Origin of the sequence: Rhizobium acaciae, assembly GCF_025941625.1 — a bacterium.
GTDB classification, from domain to species: Bacteria; Pseudomonadota; Alphaproteobacteria; order Rhizobiales; family Rhizobiaceae; genus Rhizobium; species Rhizobium acaciae.
Genome location: NZ_JAPCZO010000010.1, coordinates 19,297 through 32,810, shown reverse-complemented (window position 1 = coordinate 32,810; position 13,514 = coordinate 19,297). Strand labels below are relative to the sequence as shown.

At 60.7% G+C, this 13,514-nt stretch carries 14 protein-coding genes; 9 read left to right on the top strand and 5 right to left on the bottom strand.

Going from position 1 to position 13,514, the window contains the following annotated elements:
* The first annotated feature begins 28 nt into the window (after positions 1–28).
* Both OLZ32_RS16945 and ligA read left to right on the top strand, forming a co-directional pair.
* Positions 29–556 (top strand): DUF6886 family protein, encoded by a 528-nt coding sequence (locus OLZ32_RS16945; RefSeq protein ID WP_264399122.1) that lies wholly within the window; start codon positions 29–31, stop codon positions 554–556.
* A gap of 309 nt (positions 557–865) precedes the next feature.
* Complete coding sequence (gene ligA / locus OLZ32_RS16940) at positions 866–3,022, top strand: NAD-dependent DNA ligase LigA (RefSeq protein WP_264399123.1); 2,157 nt, start codon at positions 866–868, stop codon at positions 3,020–3,022.
* A gap of 30 nt (positions 3,023–3,052) precedes the next feature.
* Here the strand turns inward: ligA and OLZ32_RS16935 are convergent, their stop codons facing one another.
* Positions 3,053–3,589 carry a GNAT family N-acetyltransferase gene (locus tag OLZ32_RS16935; protein ID WP_264399124.1) on the bottom strand — a complete coding sequence of 179 codons (537 nt, stop codon included), beginning with the start codon at positions 3,587–3,589 and terminating at the stop codon, positions 3,053–3,055.
* A gap of 283 nt (positions 3,590–3,872) precedes the next feature.
* On the opposite strand from OLZ32_RS16935, the gene OLZ32_RS16930 reads away from it, so the two are divergent.
* Together OLZ32_RS16930 and OLZ32_RS16925 are read left to right on the top strand one after the other, a co-directional pair.
* Positions 3,873–4,463: a 3'-5' exonuclease gene (locus tag OLZ32_RS16930; protein WP_264421859.1), complete on the top strand. Its 591-nt coding sequence runs from the start codon at positions 3,873–3,875 to the stop codon at positions 4,461–4,463.
* A 76-nt stretch (positions 4,464–4,539) separates the two neighbouring features.
* A complete protein-coding gene (locus tag OLZ32_RS16925) occupies positions 4,540–5,034 on the top strand; it encodes a CreA family protein (RefSeq protein ID WP_264399126.1) in 495 nt (164 codons plus the stop codon).
* Positions 5,035–5,309: 275 nt separating this feature from the next.
* Here OLZ32_RS16925 and OLZ32_RS16920 read toward each other — a convergent pair whose 3' ends face one another.
* Positions 5,310–5,780, bottom strand: a complete 471-nt coding sequence (locus OLZ32_RS16920) for a chemotaxis protein CheW (protein WP_003541378.1) — start codon at positions 5,778–5,780, stop codon at positions 5,310–5,312.
* A 319-nt stretch (positions 5,781–6,099) separates the two neighbouring features.
* On the opposite strand from OLZ32_RS16920, the gene OLZ32_RS16915 reads away from it, so the two are divergent.
* Together OLZ32_RS16915 and OLZ32_RS16910 are read left to right on the top strand one after the other, a co-directional pair.
* A complete protein-coding gene (locus OLZ32_RS16915; protein ID WP_264399127.1) occupies positions 6,100–6,702 on the top strand; it encodes an SCO family protein in 603 nt (200 codons plus the stop codon).
* A 68-nt stretch (positions 6,703–6,770) separates the two neighbouring features.
* Positions 6,771–7,649 carry a 50S ribosomal protein L11 methyltransferase gene (locus OLZ32_RS16910; RefSeq protein ID WP_264399128.1) on the top strand — a complete coding sequence of 293 codons (879 nt, stop codon included), beginning with the start codon at positions 6,771–6,773 and terminating at the stop codon, positions 7,647–7,649.
* A 374-nt stretch (positions 7,650–8,023) separates the two neighbouring features.
* Here the strand turns inward: OLZ32_RS16910 and OLZ32_RS16905 are convergent, their stop codons facing one another.
* A complete protein-coding gene (locus OLZ32_RS16905) occupies positions 8,024–8,197 on the bottom strand; it encodes a hypothetical protein (protein WP_003541368.1) in 174 nt (57 codons plus the stop codon).
* Positions 8,198–8,476: 279 nt separating this feature from the next.
* On the opposite strand from OLZ32_RS16905, the gene OLZ32_RS16900 reads away from it, so the two are divergent.
* Positions 8,477–10,312: an aminopeptidase P family protein gene (locus tag OLZ32_RS16900; RefSeq protein ID WP_264399129.1), complete on the top strand. Its 1,836-nt coding sequence runs from the start codon at positions 8,477–8,479 to the stop codon at positions 10,310–10,312.
* 69 nt (positions 10,313–10,381) lie between these two features.
* Here OLZ32_RS16900 and OLZ32_RS16895 read toward each other — a convergent pair whose 3' ends face one another.
* The gene (locus tag OLZ32_RS16895; protein ID WP_003541364.1) at positions 10,382–10,690 is read right to left on the bottom strand and encodes an AzlD family protein; all 309 of its coding nucleotides are present in this window, start codon (positions 10,688–10,690) and stop codon (positions 10,382–10,384) included.
* A 3-nt stretch (positions 10,691–10,693) separates the two neighbouring features.
* Positions 10,694–11,425: an AzlC family ABC transporter permease gene (locus OLZ32_RS16890; RefSeq protein WP_003541361.1), complete on the bottom strand. Its 732-nt coding sequence runs from the start codon at positions 11,423–11,425 to the stop codon at positions 10,694–10,696.
* Positions 11,426–11,557: 132 nt separating this feature from the next.
* Between OLZ32_RS16890 and OLZ32_RS16885 the strand changes: the two genes are divergently transcribed.
* Both OLZ32_RS16885 and OLZ32_RS16880 read left to right on the top strand, forming a co-directional pair.
* Entirely contained in the window at positions 11,558–11,812 is a 255-nt protein-coding gene (locus tag OLZ32_RS16885; RefSeq protein WP_264399130.1) for a DUF2164 domain-containing protein, read from the top strand.
* Positions 11,813–11,896: 84 nt separating this feature from the next.
* Positions 11,897–13,489, top strand: a complete 1,593-nt coding sequence (locus OLZ32_RS16880) for a hypothetical protein (protein WP_264399131.1) — start codon at positions 11,897–11,899, stop codon at positions 13,487–13,489.
* Positions 13,490–13,514 lie beyond the last annotated feature (25 nt).

Here is a 13,514-nt window from a genome sequence, read left to right as displayed (position 1 = left end):
GCTTCCCGATCGGCGGCGAGCCCAAGCCATGCGACTTTTCCATTTCAGCGACGATGCCGGTATCGCGGCGTTCGAGCCACGCCCGGTTCGCATCCCGTCTGCCCGTGCGCCCGGCCGGGAATGGCTGAACGGTCCGCTCGTCTGGGCAATCGATGCCGATCATGATTTCATGTATCTCTTTCCGCGCGATTGTCCCCGCATCCTCCTCTGGGCGACAGCCGATACGCCGGAGGCCGAACGACGACACTGGCTCGGCGACTGGCGCGCCGTCGCCTACGTCGAGCGCCGTTGGCTGGAACGGCTCGAAGCGGAGACGATTCATCGTTACGAGATGCCAGCCGAGGGCTTCGAGGATCTGGGTGATGCTGGCATGTGGGTGGCCCGAAAGAGAGTGGTGCCGATAGAGCATGCCGCCATGTCACAGCTCGACCGGGAGTTTGCCCCGCGCAAGGTGGATCTCAGGGTGGTGGACACGCTGACGCCGCTGAAAGGGCTCTGGGGCACGAGCCTGCATGTCAGTGGTATCCGGCTGCGCAATGCGAACGATTGGGAATAGCCGGATAGGGCGGTGACAAGGATTCCACGGCATGAAAGTCGGCGCGAAAGCTCACCTCAATCTCCCTCATCCCTGTGCTCGTCACAGGGATCCAGCGCGCCCAAGTCCTTGGGCGCGGGAGATTCTTCTTCCCTGAAAGAGAGTGTCATTCACGGCGCAGAGGCGCCGTGGCTGGATTCCTGTGACAGGCACAGGAATGAGGGAGGAGAGCTGAGCGGGCCGATCATCCCGATGGCGGATACGCGGCCTCTCTTTTCATCCGGAAATTTTGCTCTAAAAAACAATGCAGATTCTCTGGAGTGATGTTCCATGTCCACCGAAAGTTCCGCCGTCGATACGTTGACGATCGAAGAGGCTGCCGCCGAGCTCGAACGGCTGGCAAAGGAGATCGCACATCACGATGCGCTCTATCACGGCAAGGACCGGCCGGAGATTTCGGATGCCGATTACGACGCGCTGAAGCGCCGCAACGATGCGCTGGAAGTGCGCTTTCCCGAGTTGATCCGCGAAGACAGCCCATCGCGGCATGTCGGTGCGGCGCCCTCCGTCACTTTTTCGCCTGTCGTCCACGCGCGGCCGATGTTGTCGCTCGACAACACCTTCTCGCAGGAGGACGTGCAGGATTTTGTCGCCGGCGTCTATCGTTTCCTCGGCCGGCTGCCGGACCAGTCGATCGCCTTTACCGCCGAGCCGAAGATCGACGGTCTCTCGATGTCGATCCGTTATGAAAACGGCAGGCTGGTGACCGCTGCAACGCGTGGCGACGGCACGACGGGGGAGAATGTCACTGCCAACATCCGGACCATCGCCGAGATCCCCAACGAGCTGCCGAAAGGCGTGCCCGCTGTCGTCGAGATCCGCGGTGAGGTCTACATGGCCAAGAGCGACTTCCTGGCGCTGAACCGGCAGATGGAGGCGGAGGGCAAGCAGACCTATGTCAATCCGCGTAATACGGCCGCCGGATCGCTGCGCCAGCTCGACGCCAAGGTGACGGCAAGCCGCAAGCTGAAATTCTTCGCTTATGCCTGGGGCGAGATGTCGGAGATGCCCGCCGATACACAGTTCGGTATGGTGCAGACCTTCAAGGACTGGGGTTTTCCGGTCAATCCGCTGATGAAACGGTTGAACTCGGTCGCCGACATCCTGGCGCATTATGACGAGATCGGGCTTGAGCGTCCGGATCTCGACTACGACATCGACGGCGTCGTCTACAAGGTCGACAGTCTGGAGCTGCAGGCCCGTCTCGGCTTCCGCTCGCGTTCGCCGCGCTGGGCGACGGCGCACAAGTTTCCTGCCGAACAGGCTTTCACGATCGTCGAGAATATCGACATCCAGGTTGGCCGCACTGGCGCCTTGACCCCTGTGGCGCGTTTGACGCCGATCACCGTCGGCGGCGTTGTCGTCACCAATGCGACGCTGCACAACGCGGATTACATCCAGGGCATCGGCAATAGCGGCGAACGCATCCGCGACGACGAGCACGATATCCGCATTGGTGATACCGTCATCGTGCAGCGCGCAGGCGACGTCATTCCGCAGGTACTCGACGTGGTCATGGAGAAACGCCCGGCCGAGGCCAGTCCCTATGAATTTCCGAAGACCTGCCCGGTCTGCGGTTCGCATGCCGTGCGTGAAAGACATGAGAAGACCGGCAAGCTCGATTCGGTCACCCGCTGCACCGGCGGCTTCATTTGCAGGGCGCAGGCGACGGAGCATCTGAAGCATTTCGTTTCGCGCAACGCCTTCGATATCGAGGGCCTCGGTTCGAAGCAGATCGACTTCTTCTTCGAAAACGAGGACGCGTCGCTGCAGATCCGCACTGCGCCCGATATCTTCACGCTGGAGGAACGGCAGCGGGATTCATTGACCAAGCTCGAGAATATTGACGGCTTCGGCAAGGTCAGCGTCGGCAAGCTCTATGGCGCGATCAACGAGCGGCGCAGCATTGCGCTCCATCGCTTTATCTACGCGCTCGGCATCCGTCATGTCGGCGAGACCACCGCGAAGCTGCTGGCGCGCTCCTATGGCACCTACGAGGCATTCGAGATGGCGATGCGGGAGGCCGAGGCGCTTTCTGGCGACGCCTGGAACGATCTCAACGCCATCGAAGGTATCGGCGAGGTCGTGGCGCGGGCCATCGTCGAATTCTACAAGGAACCACGCAATGTCGAGGTGATCACCCGACTGCTTGAGGAGGTGACGCCCGAGGAGGCCGAACAACCGAAGACGGCAGGCAGCCCGGTTGCCGGTAAGACCGTGGTTTTCACCGGCTCGCTGGAAAAGTTTACCCGCGACGAGGCAAAGGCGAGGGCGGAAAGCCTCGGCGCCAAGGTGGCGGGATCGGTCTCGAAGAAGACCGACATCGTCGTCGCCGGCCCAGGCGCCGGCTCCAAGCTCGACAAGGCGCGCGAACTCGGTGTGCAGACGATGGACGAGGACGAATGGCTGGCACTGATCAGCGGGTGAGGGCTGACGGCAAGCCGCCAGCCCGTTTTCTCATAACCTGAGCCGCGCCATCGTATAGGCGTCGACATACTCCCCTGATCGAAAGCCGAAGGCCTTCAGCAGGCCTTCCCGTTCGAAACCGAATTTCCGGTAGAGGCCGATGGCGACATCGTTGTCGGTGTAGACGGTTAGTTCCAGCCGTTTGATATCGAGCCAGTCGTCGGCAGCGTCGACCATCGCGCCGAGCAGGATCCGTCCGAAGCCGCGGCCAGTGAAATCGTCATGCACACCCATGCCGATACTGGCGACGTGCTGCCTACGGTCGGAGAGGCGGTTGAGGCCACCATTGCCGACGATCTTGCCATTTTGGGTGACGACGAGGTTGAGCGCGCCCGGCGAGGGATTTTCCATGTGCTTGCGAACCTCCTCGACCCGCTGGTAGGGCGGCCGCAAGGTGCCGGCCCGGTAGCCCGGCAGATTTATGAGATCGGTGATCTCCTCCGCATCGGACAGGCGGACGGCGCGCACGAAGACGCCATCTGGCAGGCGCGCTCGCTCGCGAGGTTCATTCTCTTCGTTTTCGGACATTCATGCTCTCCATCGATGTCGGGAGGAGAGCCGGTTTCCGAAAACCCTGCTCGCCTCGGCAGGGTTTCGGGATGATGATCGGATCGCTGCTATCGCGCCATCGCTCCCGCGTACCCTTCAAGGGTCGTGGTGTGATGGATAAGCGCTGCCATGGTCACGGAACCGATCATGGCAACAAGTTTCGATATGCGGGTTAAAAAGTCAATCGGGCGTCGCGTCGAATTTGCGCGGCCGGAAGCGGGGCGGTATTCCTGTTCCTGAAGAAACGATTCGGGTTGCTGCATTGAAGACCATCGCAATTGACTTCGAGACGGCGAACGAACAGCGCGGCAGCGCCTGTTCCGTCGGCCTTGCCTGGATCGAGGAGGGCAGGGTGACGCGCGTCGAGGAACGGCTGATCCGGCCGCGGGAGATGCGCTTTTCCGGGATGAACATCGCAATCCACGGCATCCGGCCGGAGCATGTCGAGGACGCGCCCGAGTTTCCCGAGGTGATGGACGAGTTCGAGGAGGATTTTCGCGGCGCGACGATGATCGCGCACAATGCCGCCTTCGATTTCAGCGTCTGGCGGGCGAGCCTCGATCTCTACCGGCAATCCTATCCGGAGCTTACCTATCTCTGCAGCCTGAAGATGGCGCAGCGGATCTGGCCGCATTTCCTCTCGCACCGGCTGAACCTGATTGCCGAGCATCTCGGTCTGCGTTTCGTGCACCACAACGCCGCCGAAGATGCCGCGGTCTGCGCGGCGGCCGCCATCGAGATGGCGAAGGCGGTCAAGGCCAGTGCCGTCCACGCGATACCAGCGCTGATCGGCATGAAACCCGGTCGGCTGACGGCGCGGGCCTACGAGCCCTGCACCTGCCGGAAAGGCTGATCCTTCAGCGAGCACCCATTTCTTGCAAAGCATGGGTACATGCTTATCTAGAATGCGGATTATTCAGGGAGCCGCCATGTCCAGACTGCGCAATCTTCTCCTCGCCGCCTTCTCTTTCGCCGCCCTTTCCGCAGGTGCTGCCTTGGCCGAAGTCGTCGGCAAGGTCGGGGTCGACTGGATCGGCAACGACATCATCGTCGAGGCGGTCTCCGACCCCGAGGTCAAGGGCGTTACCTGCCACGTCACCTATTTCGACCGCAGCCTGATCGACCGGTTCAAGAACGGCAACTGGTTCGAGGATCCGTCCAACAATTCCATTGCCTGCCGGCAGACGGGGCCGATCGAGATCGGCAATATCGACCTGTCCAAGGATGGCAGCGAGGTGTTCCGCCAGGGAATGTCGCTGATCTGGAAGACACTGGTCGTCAACCGTATCTACGACAAGACCAACGACACGCTGATCTATCTCGCCCATTCGCGCGAACTGACCGACGGTTCGGCGAAGATGTCGATCTCGACCATTCCGCTCTACGGGCAGAGCGTGACCTGGAAGAATGGGAAGCCGCAATAAGTCTGGGAGGTTCCGGGGGCTCTCGCGCTTGCGATGAAAGACCCCGCCCCAACCCCTCCCCACAAGGGGGAGGGGCTTAACTTGCCGCACCCGCTTTCCAGATTTTCGACGTTTCGGGAGGAGCGAGTCGGGGCCTGAGCATGGTCCCTCCCCTTTGTGGGGAGGGGTTGGGGAGGGTTTTTCGCAAAGTCTGATCCCATGCCCGTTTTACCTCCACCCCAAAATCAAAAAGGTCCGGACGAGCCGGGCCTTCGAATTCCAGATATGAGTATTCCTCAGGCGGCCTGTGTCAGTTCGTCGGCAATGACCGTGTCGAGGTTCAGGAAGCAGACCATGGTCTTTTCGAGCGCGACGATCCCGCGGCAGAAGGCGCGCTGGGCTTCCGGGATGATTTCCGGCGGCGGCTGCAGGTCCTCGCTCTTGATGGTCATCATGTCGGAAACCTGCTCGACCAGCAGGCCGACCAGCTTGCCGGCGATGTCGGTGACGATGATCGCCGAGCGCTCGGAGGGCTCGGTCATCTTCATGCCGAGGCGGCAGGCCATGTCGATAACGGGGATCACCGCACCGCGCAGGTTGATGAGACCCAAGACGTAGGGCGGGGTGTGCGGCATCGGCGTCACCGGAGCCCAGCCGCGGATTTCGCGGATGGCCATGATGTCGATGCAGAATTCCTGATCGCCGAGGTGGAACGAAACGATTTCGAGATAAGCGCCCGACTGCTTGATGGCGTTATTGTTGTTCATGGTCAGAATTCTTCCCAGTTGTCCCCAGCGGGAGAGGCGATGTAGAACCGCCGTTAAATATAGATGTGACGGCTTAAGTCTTTCCTAACGATATGTATTTTCGAATTGGCCGTCGCTCTGGATGTAAGCTATTCAAACACATGCATTTTTGATCCGTGCAGATTCCTGAGGGCGGATTTCGTTGCCGTGGCAGTTTCTACCGGTGAGACAATTCAACACGGGTTCGAAAACATTTTCTTGAATTGCGCGCCTCCGGTCGAGGCTATAATCACGCCAGCAGGGGCGGGCGGCACATCCGCCTGGATCGAGGATCATGCTAATGAAGACATTCCGCATCGCCGTCTGGGTCGGTGTCCTGATACTTGCCGGGTTTCTTGGCGCGTACACGCTCTACCTGACGAAGTCGAAGAATGTGGTGGCGGAAGCGCCTTTCGGGGTGCCCTTCACCCTGGTCTCTCAGAGCGGGCAGCCGATCACCGAGCAGGCGCTGCGCGGCAAGCCGACGGCGCTGTTCTTCGGCTTCACCCATTGCCCGGAAGTCTGCCCGACGACGCTTTTCGAGCTGAACGGCTGGATGGAGAAGGTCGATCCGAAGGGCGATAAGCTGCAGGCCTATTTCGTGACCGTCGATCCGGAGCGCGACACTCCCGAGATCATGAACGAATACGTCTCCAATGTTTCCAAGCGCATCACCGGCATTTCAGGCGCGCCTGACAAGATCGCCGAGGTCGTCAAGGGTTTCCGCGTCTACGCCAAGAAAGTGCCGGTCGACGAGAAGGATCCGAAAGGCGACTATACGATGGACCACACCGCCTCGGTCTTCCTGCTCGATTCGGCCGGGCGGTTTGCCGGAACGATCGCCTATGGCGAAAACCCGGACACGGCGGTAAAGAAGCTGGAGAATCTCGTCAGCAAGGGGTGACAGCTTCAGCGTGATAGGGCGTTGGCTCGACCGGCGGCGGGCAATGGAAATGGGAAAGACCGCCTATCGTGAGTGAAATCCGCCTTTACGTGACGACGACCGAAGCCAAGGCCGAGGAGATCCTCGACCTTCTGAGCGAGGTCTTCGGTGAAGAAGACTTTGCCATCGGCACCACCGAGATCGATGAGAAGAAGGATATCTGGGAAGCCTCGATCTATATGATGGCCGAGGACGAGGCTGAGGTGCAACCCCGCGTCGAGGACGCATTGAAGGCTTCTTTCCCCGATGCCCGGCTGGAGCGGGAAGTCATCCCCGAGATCGACTGGGTAGTGAAATCGCTGGAGGGGCTGAAGCCCGTCCGGGCGGGCCGTTTCCTGGTACATGGCTCGCATGACCGCGACAAAATCCGCCCCGGCGACATCGCCATCGAGATCGATGCCGGCCAGGCCTTCGGCACAGGCCATCACGGCACGACGGCCGGCTGCCTCGAGGTGATCGATAGCGTGGTGCGCTCGCGCCCGGTCCGCAACGCGCTCGATCTCGGCACCGGCAGCGGCGTACTGGCGATTGCGGTGCGCAAGCTCAGGAACATACCGGTGCTGGCGACCGACATCGATCCGATCGCGACGAAGGTGGCGGCCGAGAACGTGCGCCGCAACGGCATCGCCTCGGGCATCGTTACCAGGACCGCGCCGGGCTTTCATTCGACGGCCTTTTCCGAGCATGGCCCCTTCGATCTCATCATCGCCAACATTCTCGCCCGGCCGCTGATCCGCATGGCGCCGAAGCTTGCGACGCATCTTGCGCCTGGCGGATCGGTCATTCTCTCCGGCATCCTTGCCGGGCAGCGCTGGAAGGTGATTGCCGCCTATAGTGGCGCGAGGCTTCGCCACGTCAGAACCATCTGGCGCAACGGCTGGGTGACTATCCATCTCGATCGGCCTTGATGGGGGCGAGAGTTGGGGAGGCGAATGCGGTGTCCTCTTCTCCCCAGCGGGGAGAAGTGCCGGAGCGATAGCGAGGCGATGAGGGGGTGAGCGGCGAAGTCGCGAATGCGCTGAGCGCAGCGAATGGTGTGCCGTGTGGCCCCCTTGCATCCGACCCTTCGGGCCACCTTCTCCCCGCTGGGGAGAAGAGGGAGCAAGCCGATAGCGTACCTCCCGTGCCTTCCCAAAGAAGAAAAAAGGCGGTGCCGATGGCACCGCCTTGGACCGGTCTATCCGGTCAATGCCCGCGAGCTCAAGGGGAGGAGCGCTCAAGCGGGCTCCACTGCATTCCAATAGGCCGGTCCGGGAGGGAGGAGACGGACTGGCTTTCAGGCTTAGAACGCGTAGCTGGGGGCACCCTTGTGGCGCGTGGCCCGCTGGCCGGCGCCGAGCAGCTTGAGGCTGTCCTCGTTCTGCGGGCGGCGGGCGCCGATCACGTGACGCACGGTCTGGCGTTCGCCAGCCTGCACCGGGCTGCTATATGCGAAGCGCGAGAGAGAGGCGGTCATTTCAAGAATTCCTTTGTTTACAGGTTCATCGCGAACCGTTCGATGACGCCTATATAGCTATTCTGAAATGCGGAGGCAGAGGGTTTTGGTCATGGGAGCCATGCGGCCAATGCATAAAGCGTGCCAAATTAACTTTTGGCGTCACAGTTCCGTCAAAATGTTGAGCGGCCCCAGGGGTTTCGACTCGTTTTGTCGCTTTTTCTCCCCATCGATTGAAATTTCGCTAACATGGCCGGCATCCCATTAACCGGATTCGTCTCAATCATTCGGGTTTCCAGCATGTTCCAGTCTTTCGAGGTTACCTCCACGCCGCAATTCGGCAGGGATCGTGTATCGGCGCTGCGCGCTAGTTTCGATTCGCTCGGCATCGACGCCTTTGTCGTGCCGCGTGCCGATGAATTCAACGGCGAATATGTTCCCGCATGTTCGGAGCGCTTGGCATGGCTGACGGGCTTTACCGGCTCGGCCGGAATTGCGCTGATCATGCGCACGCAGGCGATCGTCTTCGTCGACGGACGCTATGTGACGCAACTTGCCGAACAGGTCGACGGTTCGGTCTTTTCGGGTGGCGATCTCGTCAACGAGCCGCCGCATGTCTGGCTGGCCGCAAACGGCGGCAAGGGCCTGCGGCTCGGCATCGACCCCTGGCTGCATGCCGGGGCCGAGGTGCGCCGTCTGGAAAGGGCGCTGTCGGAGATCGGCGGCACGCTGGTCTTCCTGCCGCACAATCCGCTCGACAGGCTTTGGGCCGACCGGCCGGCCGAGCCGCTTGGCGCGGTCAGCATCCAGAATGTCGTCCAGGCCGGCGTGCTGGCGCGAGAGAAGATCGCGACGATCGCAGCCGATCTCTCGAAGAAGAACCTTGCAGCGGTGCTGATCGCCGATCCCTCTTCGGTCGCCTGGACCTTCAATATCCGTGGCGCCGACGTGCCGCACACGCCGCATCCGCTGGCGCGCGCCATCATCCATGCCGACGGCCGGGCCGAACTCTTCCTGGACAAGCGCAAGACCGGCATCGAGCCGGAGGCCTATCTCGGGCAGATCTGCACGCAGCTGCCGCCCTCGGCGCTGGAGGAGAGGCTTGCCGCCGTCTCGAGAGACGGCGGCCGGGTGCTGATCGACCCTGATATCGCCGCCTATGCGCTGGCGGCGATCATCCGTAAGGCGGGCGGCGAAGTGGTGGAGGGCGCTGATCCCGCCAAGCTGCCGCGCGCGGTGAAGAACGACGTCGAGATCAACGGCTCGGCCGCCGCGCATCTGCAGGACGGGGCGGCGATGGTGGAATTCCTCTATTGGCTGTCGCAGACGAAGCCCGGCACGGTCACCGAGATCGCTGCTGCCGAGCATCTCGAAGCGGCGCGCGCCCGCGTCGGCCAGAGCATGCAGAACCCGCTGAAGGACATTTCCTTCGACACGATTTCGGGCGCCGGCGAACATGCGGCGATCATGCATTACCGCGTGACAACCGAGACCAACCGGATGATCGAGGCCGGCGAACTCTTCCTGATCGATTCGGGCGCGCAATATATCAACGGCACGACCGACATCACCCGCACCGTCGGCATCGGCACTGTTTCGGAAGAGCATCGGCGCTTCTTCACGCTGGTGCTGAAGGGGATGATAGAGATCAGCACGGCGCGTTTCCCGAAGGGCACGCGTGGCTGCGACCTCGATCCGCTGGCGCGCATCGCGCTGTGGCGGGCCGGCGCCGATTTCGCTCACGGCACAGGCCATGGCGTCGGCTCCTATCTCTCGGTGCATGAGGGGCCGCAGCGTATCTCCAGGCTTTCGACGCAGGAACTGCTGCCCGGCATGATCCTTTCGAACGAGCCTGGCTATTACCGGCCCGGCAGCTTCGGCATCCGCATCGAGAACCTGATCTATGTACGCGGCGCCGAAGAGATCGAGGGCGGCGATGCGCCGATGCTCGGATTCGAGACGCTGACTTTCTGCCCCATCGACCGCAGCCTCGTCATTCCTGAGCTTCTGACCCATGACGAGCTGCACTGGCTCAACGACTATCATCGCCGCACATGCGAGGCGCTGATGCCGCTCATCCACGATCACGATGTCAGGGCGTGGCTCGAAAACGCGACGCTGCCGCTGGAATATTGAGAAAACGGCATTGCAGCGTCGGCGACGCTGTAATGCCTTGAATTTCTGTGCCGGCTTTCGGGCCGGTGCTCAGGCGCCGATCGTGTGGCGCCAGCTCATCACGACGATCCAGGCGGCGACCAGCATCCATGTATGGCTGAAGCGCAGGCCGATGAAGAGAGCGACGATCAACGCCAGCTTCGATTCCCAGCCGCCGATGAAGAAGGCGGGCGCGACCAGCGTCGTCAGCACGGCGGCCGGCACGGCATTCAGCGCCGCCTCCATGCGCGGGGGAATACTCTTCATTCGGGTGATGAGGATATAGCCGCCGATGCGGGTGGCGAAGGTGGCGGCGGCTGCGGCGAGGATGACGAGCGCCATGTGAAGATCGAATTCCATGGCTCAGACCTCGTGCACTTCGGATTGAAGGGCATCGGCTTCAAGATCAGGCTCTTCCGGCGGCAAAGGCAGCACGGCGGCTAGCACAATGCCTGCGGCGGCACCGAGGCTGACATGCCAGGGCGAGCCGACGTAACGGTAGGCGAACACGGAAGCCACCGCGCTAACGAGCGCCACGGGCAGGAAATTGTCTCGCTTGCGGAAGCCGAGGACGATGCCGAGGAAATAAGCCGGCAGCAGGATGTCGAGGCCGATGGCCTTAGGATCGCCGATGAAGCCGCCGAGCATGCCGCCGGCGACGCTGATCAGCACCCAGGGAATGTAGATGATGATGGCAAAGCCGAAATACCAAGCGAAGGTGAGTTGCCGGCCGGTCTCGGCGCGCTTCACCGCTTCGGCGAATTGCGGATCGACGAGCAGGAAGAAGGTGAAGAATTTCTGCACCGGCGTGAAATGGCCGATGTAGCGCGCCAGCGCCGCCGAATAGAGCACGTGGCGGAAATTGACGGCGAGGATCGACAGCACGATCAGCCAGGCATGGACATTGTGACCGAAGAGTTCGATGCCGACCATCTGGCTGGCACCGGCATAAACGGTGGCGCTCATGAAGGCGGCTTCGGAGAGCGACATGCCGTTTTCGACCGCAAGCGCTCCGAACAGGGCGCCAAAGGGCGCCGATGCCAGCGCAACGGCGGAGCCGCCCCGCAAACCTTCAACAAAGTCGGCGCGATTCATGGGATCTTTCCTGTTGGAATTCAGGTTTCCCCTTATGGTCTACGGCTTGCAACGGCAATTGAATTTCATTGATTGACCAATCGATTTCGCTGAACCATCAAACTCCTGATCGCATTCGGTAAAGAGGCAACCATGAAGAAGATCGAATTTTCGAAGGAAGAAAAGGCTGAGATCGTTTCGCGCATCCGCGCTTATTTCGACCGGGAACTCGACCCCATCGGCGCTTTGTCGGCTGAATTCCTGCTTGACTTCTTCATCGAGGAGATCGGCCCGTACGTCTACAATCGAGGGCTGAAAGATGCCCAAGCCGCCCTGTTGAAGCGAATGGAAGACATGGCCGAAGATATCCATCTGCTTGAGAGGGAGGAAAAAATTCTAGCGCCTTAGAATCGAACCAGAGCCTTCACTTAACGCCAAATTATTTCTGCACCGATATGGTCGTGACGCTTTCGTTCACCGGGTGCGTGTTATTTGGCCGTGATTGTCTCTGCTATCGATGAACCTCGATCCGCCAAGCTCGGCAAGGCGTTGATCTTTATGGTCTGGCTTGTGCTGGCGTCTGCGCTTTGCTGGTCCGAAACGGTCTGGCGTGACGAGGTTCGTGCTTTGTCACTCGCCCTCCAGGGGGATAATTTCATCGATATGCTTCGCCAGATGCATGGCGAGGGTCATCCTGCTCTCTGGTATATTCTGTTGCGCGCCGCCTATGTCGTGGTCGGCTCACCGGTCGTCCTGAAGGTCGTCGCCCTGACGATTGCGGCGGCGGCGGCCTATCTTCTTGTTTTCGGACTGAAACTGCCGCTTTCCATCATGCTGCTGTCGCTGTTCAGCAGCTTTTCGATTTTCGACTACGCCGCGATGTCGCGAAATTACGGCATCAGCATGCTGGTGATTTTCCTTATCGTCCTGAGTTGGGAGAAGGGAACACGAAACGGGCTATTGCTCGGCCTGTTGTTTGCGTTGCTGGCAAATACCAACGTCCATTCGGTCGTCCTGGTCGGCGGCTTTCTCGCCTATTGGTTTTTCGATTTAATTCTGGCGCGGCCAAGGCCTGCCCTGACGGAATATCGGGGCTTTGCGACAGCCGCTGCCATTGCCGCGGTTGGAATTATTCTATGTTTCGTAACGGTCTATCCGACCTTCAATGATACGGGGCAGAACGATCTCAGCGGCAAGAATTTCGCTTTGCTTGCCCTCGGTGCACTTGCCGCGCCCAGTTCCCATTTTATGGCATTCTATCCCGACCGGATCCTTGAATTGGTCTTGGCATATCCGTTGGCCTCCCGGATTTTCGCAGCGTTGATGTCCGTGCTCATCTACGCCAGCCTGTTGGCGCTGGCGAACCGGCGGCCGGCGATGATCGCAGCCGGATTGGTTCTCTTAGGGCTTTCGCTGCTTTTTACGCTTGTCTATCCCGGCGGATACAGACATCAGGCGCTCTGGCTGGTTTTCATGATCGCGATCACCGCTTTGACCAGGCATACTCAGCGCGAGGGGACGGGCGCTGCCGGCATCGAGGCTGCTGGCGGGATCGTAAGGTTCGGGCGCCTGTGCTTCCTGATATTGCTGGCGCTACAGGTCGTGTCCGGTATCGAAAAGATCAATCAGGCCTTCATAGCCGAAATACCCCTGAGCCGAAGCAAGGATTTCGGGGCGTTCATGCAATCGCGCCCTGATCTCAAGGACGCGGTCATCATGGCGGATCCCGACTATCTCGTGGAAGCCTTGCCCTATTACGTCTCCAATCGCACCTATCTTCTGCGGGAGGAGCGGTTCGGCGCCATCGTGCGATATACCCGGAACGCGCGGCTTTCGCTCAGCCTTGCCGATATTCTGCAAACGGCACACCGATTGCAGCGGAGTGAGCATGTGCCTGTCGTCATCCTTCTTTCGCAGCGGCTCGATCAGATTGCTGCGCCCGTCACCCTGCGTGAAAGCTATGTTTGGCGGTTGTCTCTGACGCCGGAAGACATTTCTGCTTTCCAGAGCGCGACAAGCCTCGTCAAGCGCTTCGGCCCGGTTGGCGGAAGCGATGAGACGTTCGACGCCTACGTATTGAAATAAGACGCCGGTCAGCAGCCTATTTGCG

Excerpts from the sequence above, each read along its gene's own strand:
- OLZ32_RS16920 (WP_003541378.1), bottom strand. The coding sequence starts at position 5,780 with ATGAACAACAATAACGCCATCAAGCAGTCGGGCGCTTATCTCGAAATC.
- OLZ32_RS16900 (WP_264399129.1), top strand. The coding sequence starts at position 8,477 with ATGTTCCAGTCTTTCGAGGTTACCTCCACGCCGCAATTCGGCAGGGAT.
- ligA (WP_264399123.1), top strand. The coding sequence starts at position 866 with ATGTCCACCGAAAGTTCCGCCGTCGATACGTTGACGATCGAAGAGGCT.
- OLZ32_RS16925 (WP_264399126.1), top strand. The coding sequence starts at position 4,540 with ATGTCCAGACTGCGCAATCTTCTCCTCGCCGCCTTCTCTTTCGCCGCC.
- OLZ32_RS16895 (WP_003541364.1), bottom strand. The coding sequence starts at position 10,690 with ATGGAATTCGATCTTCACATGGCGCTCGTCATCCTCGCCGCAGCCGCC.
- OLZ32_RS16905 (WP_003541368.1), bottom strand. The coding sequence starts at position 8,197 with ATGACCGCCTCTCTCTCGCGCTTCGCATATAGCAGCCCGGTGCAGGCT.
- OLZ32_RS16890 (WP_003541361.1), bottom strand. The coding sequence starts at position 11,425 with ATGAATCGCGCCGACTTTGTTGAAGGTTTGCGGGGCGGCTCCGCCGTT.
- OLZ32_RS16915 (WP_264399127.1), top strand. The coding sequence starts at position 6,100 with ATGAAGACATTCCGCATCGCCGTCTGGGTCGGTGTCCTGATACTTGCC.
- OLZ32_RS16885 (WP_264399130.1), top strand. The coding sequence starts at position 11,558 with ATGAAGAAGATCGAATTTTCGAAGGAAGAAAAGGCTGAGATCGTTTCG.
- OLZ32_RS16935 (WP_264399124.1), bottom strand. The coding sequence starts at position 3,589 with ATGTCCGAAAACGAAGAGAATGAACCTCGCGAGCGAGCGCGCCTGCCA.
- OLZ32_RS16945 (WP_264399122.1), top strand. The coding sequence starts at position 29 with ATGCGACTTTTCCATTTCAGCGACGATGCCGGTATCGCGGCGTTCGAG.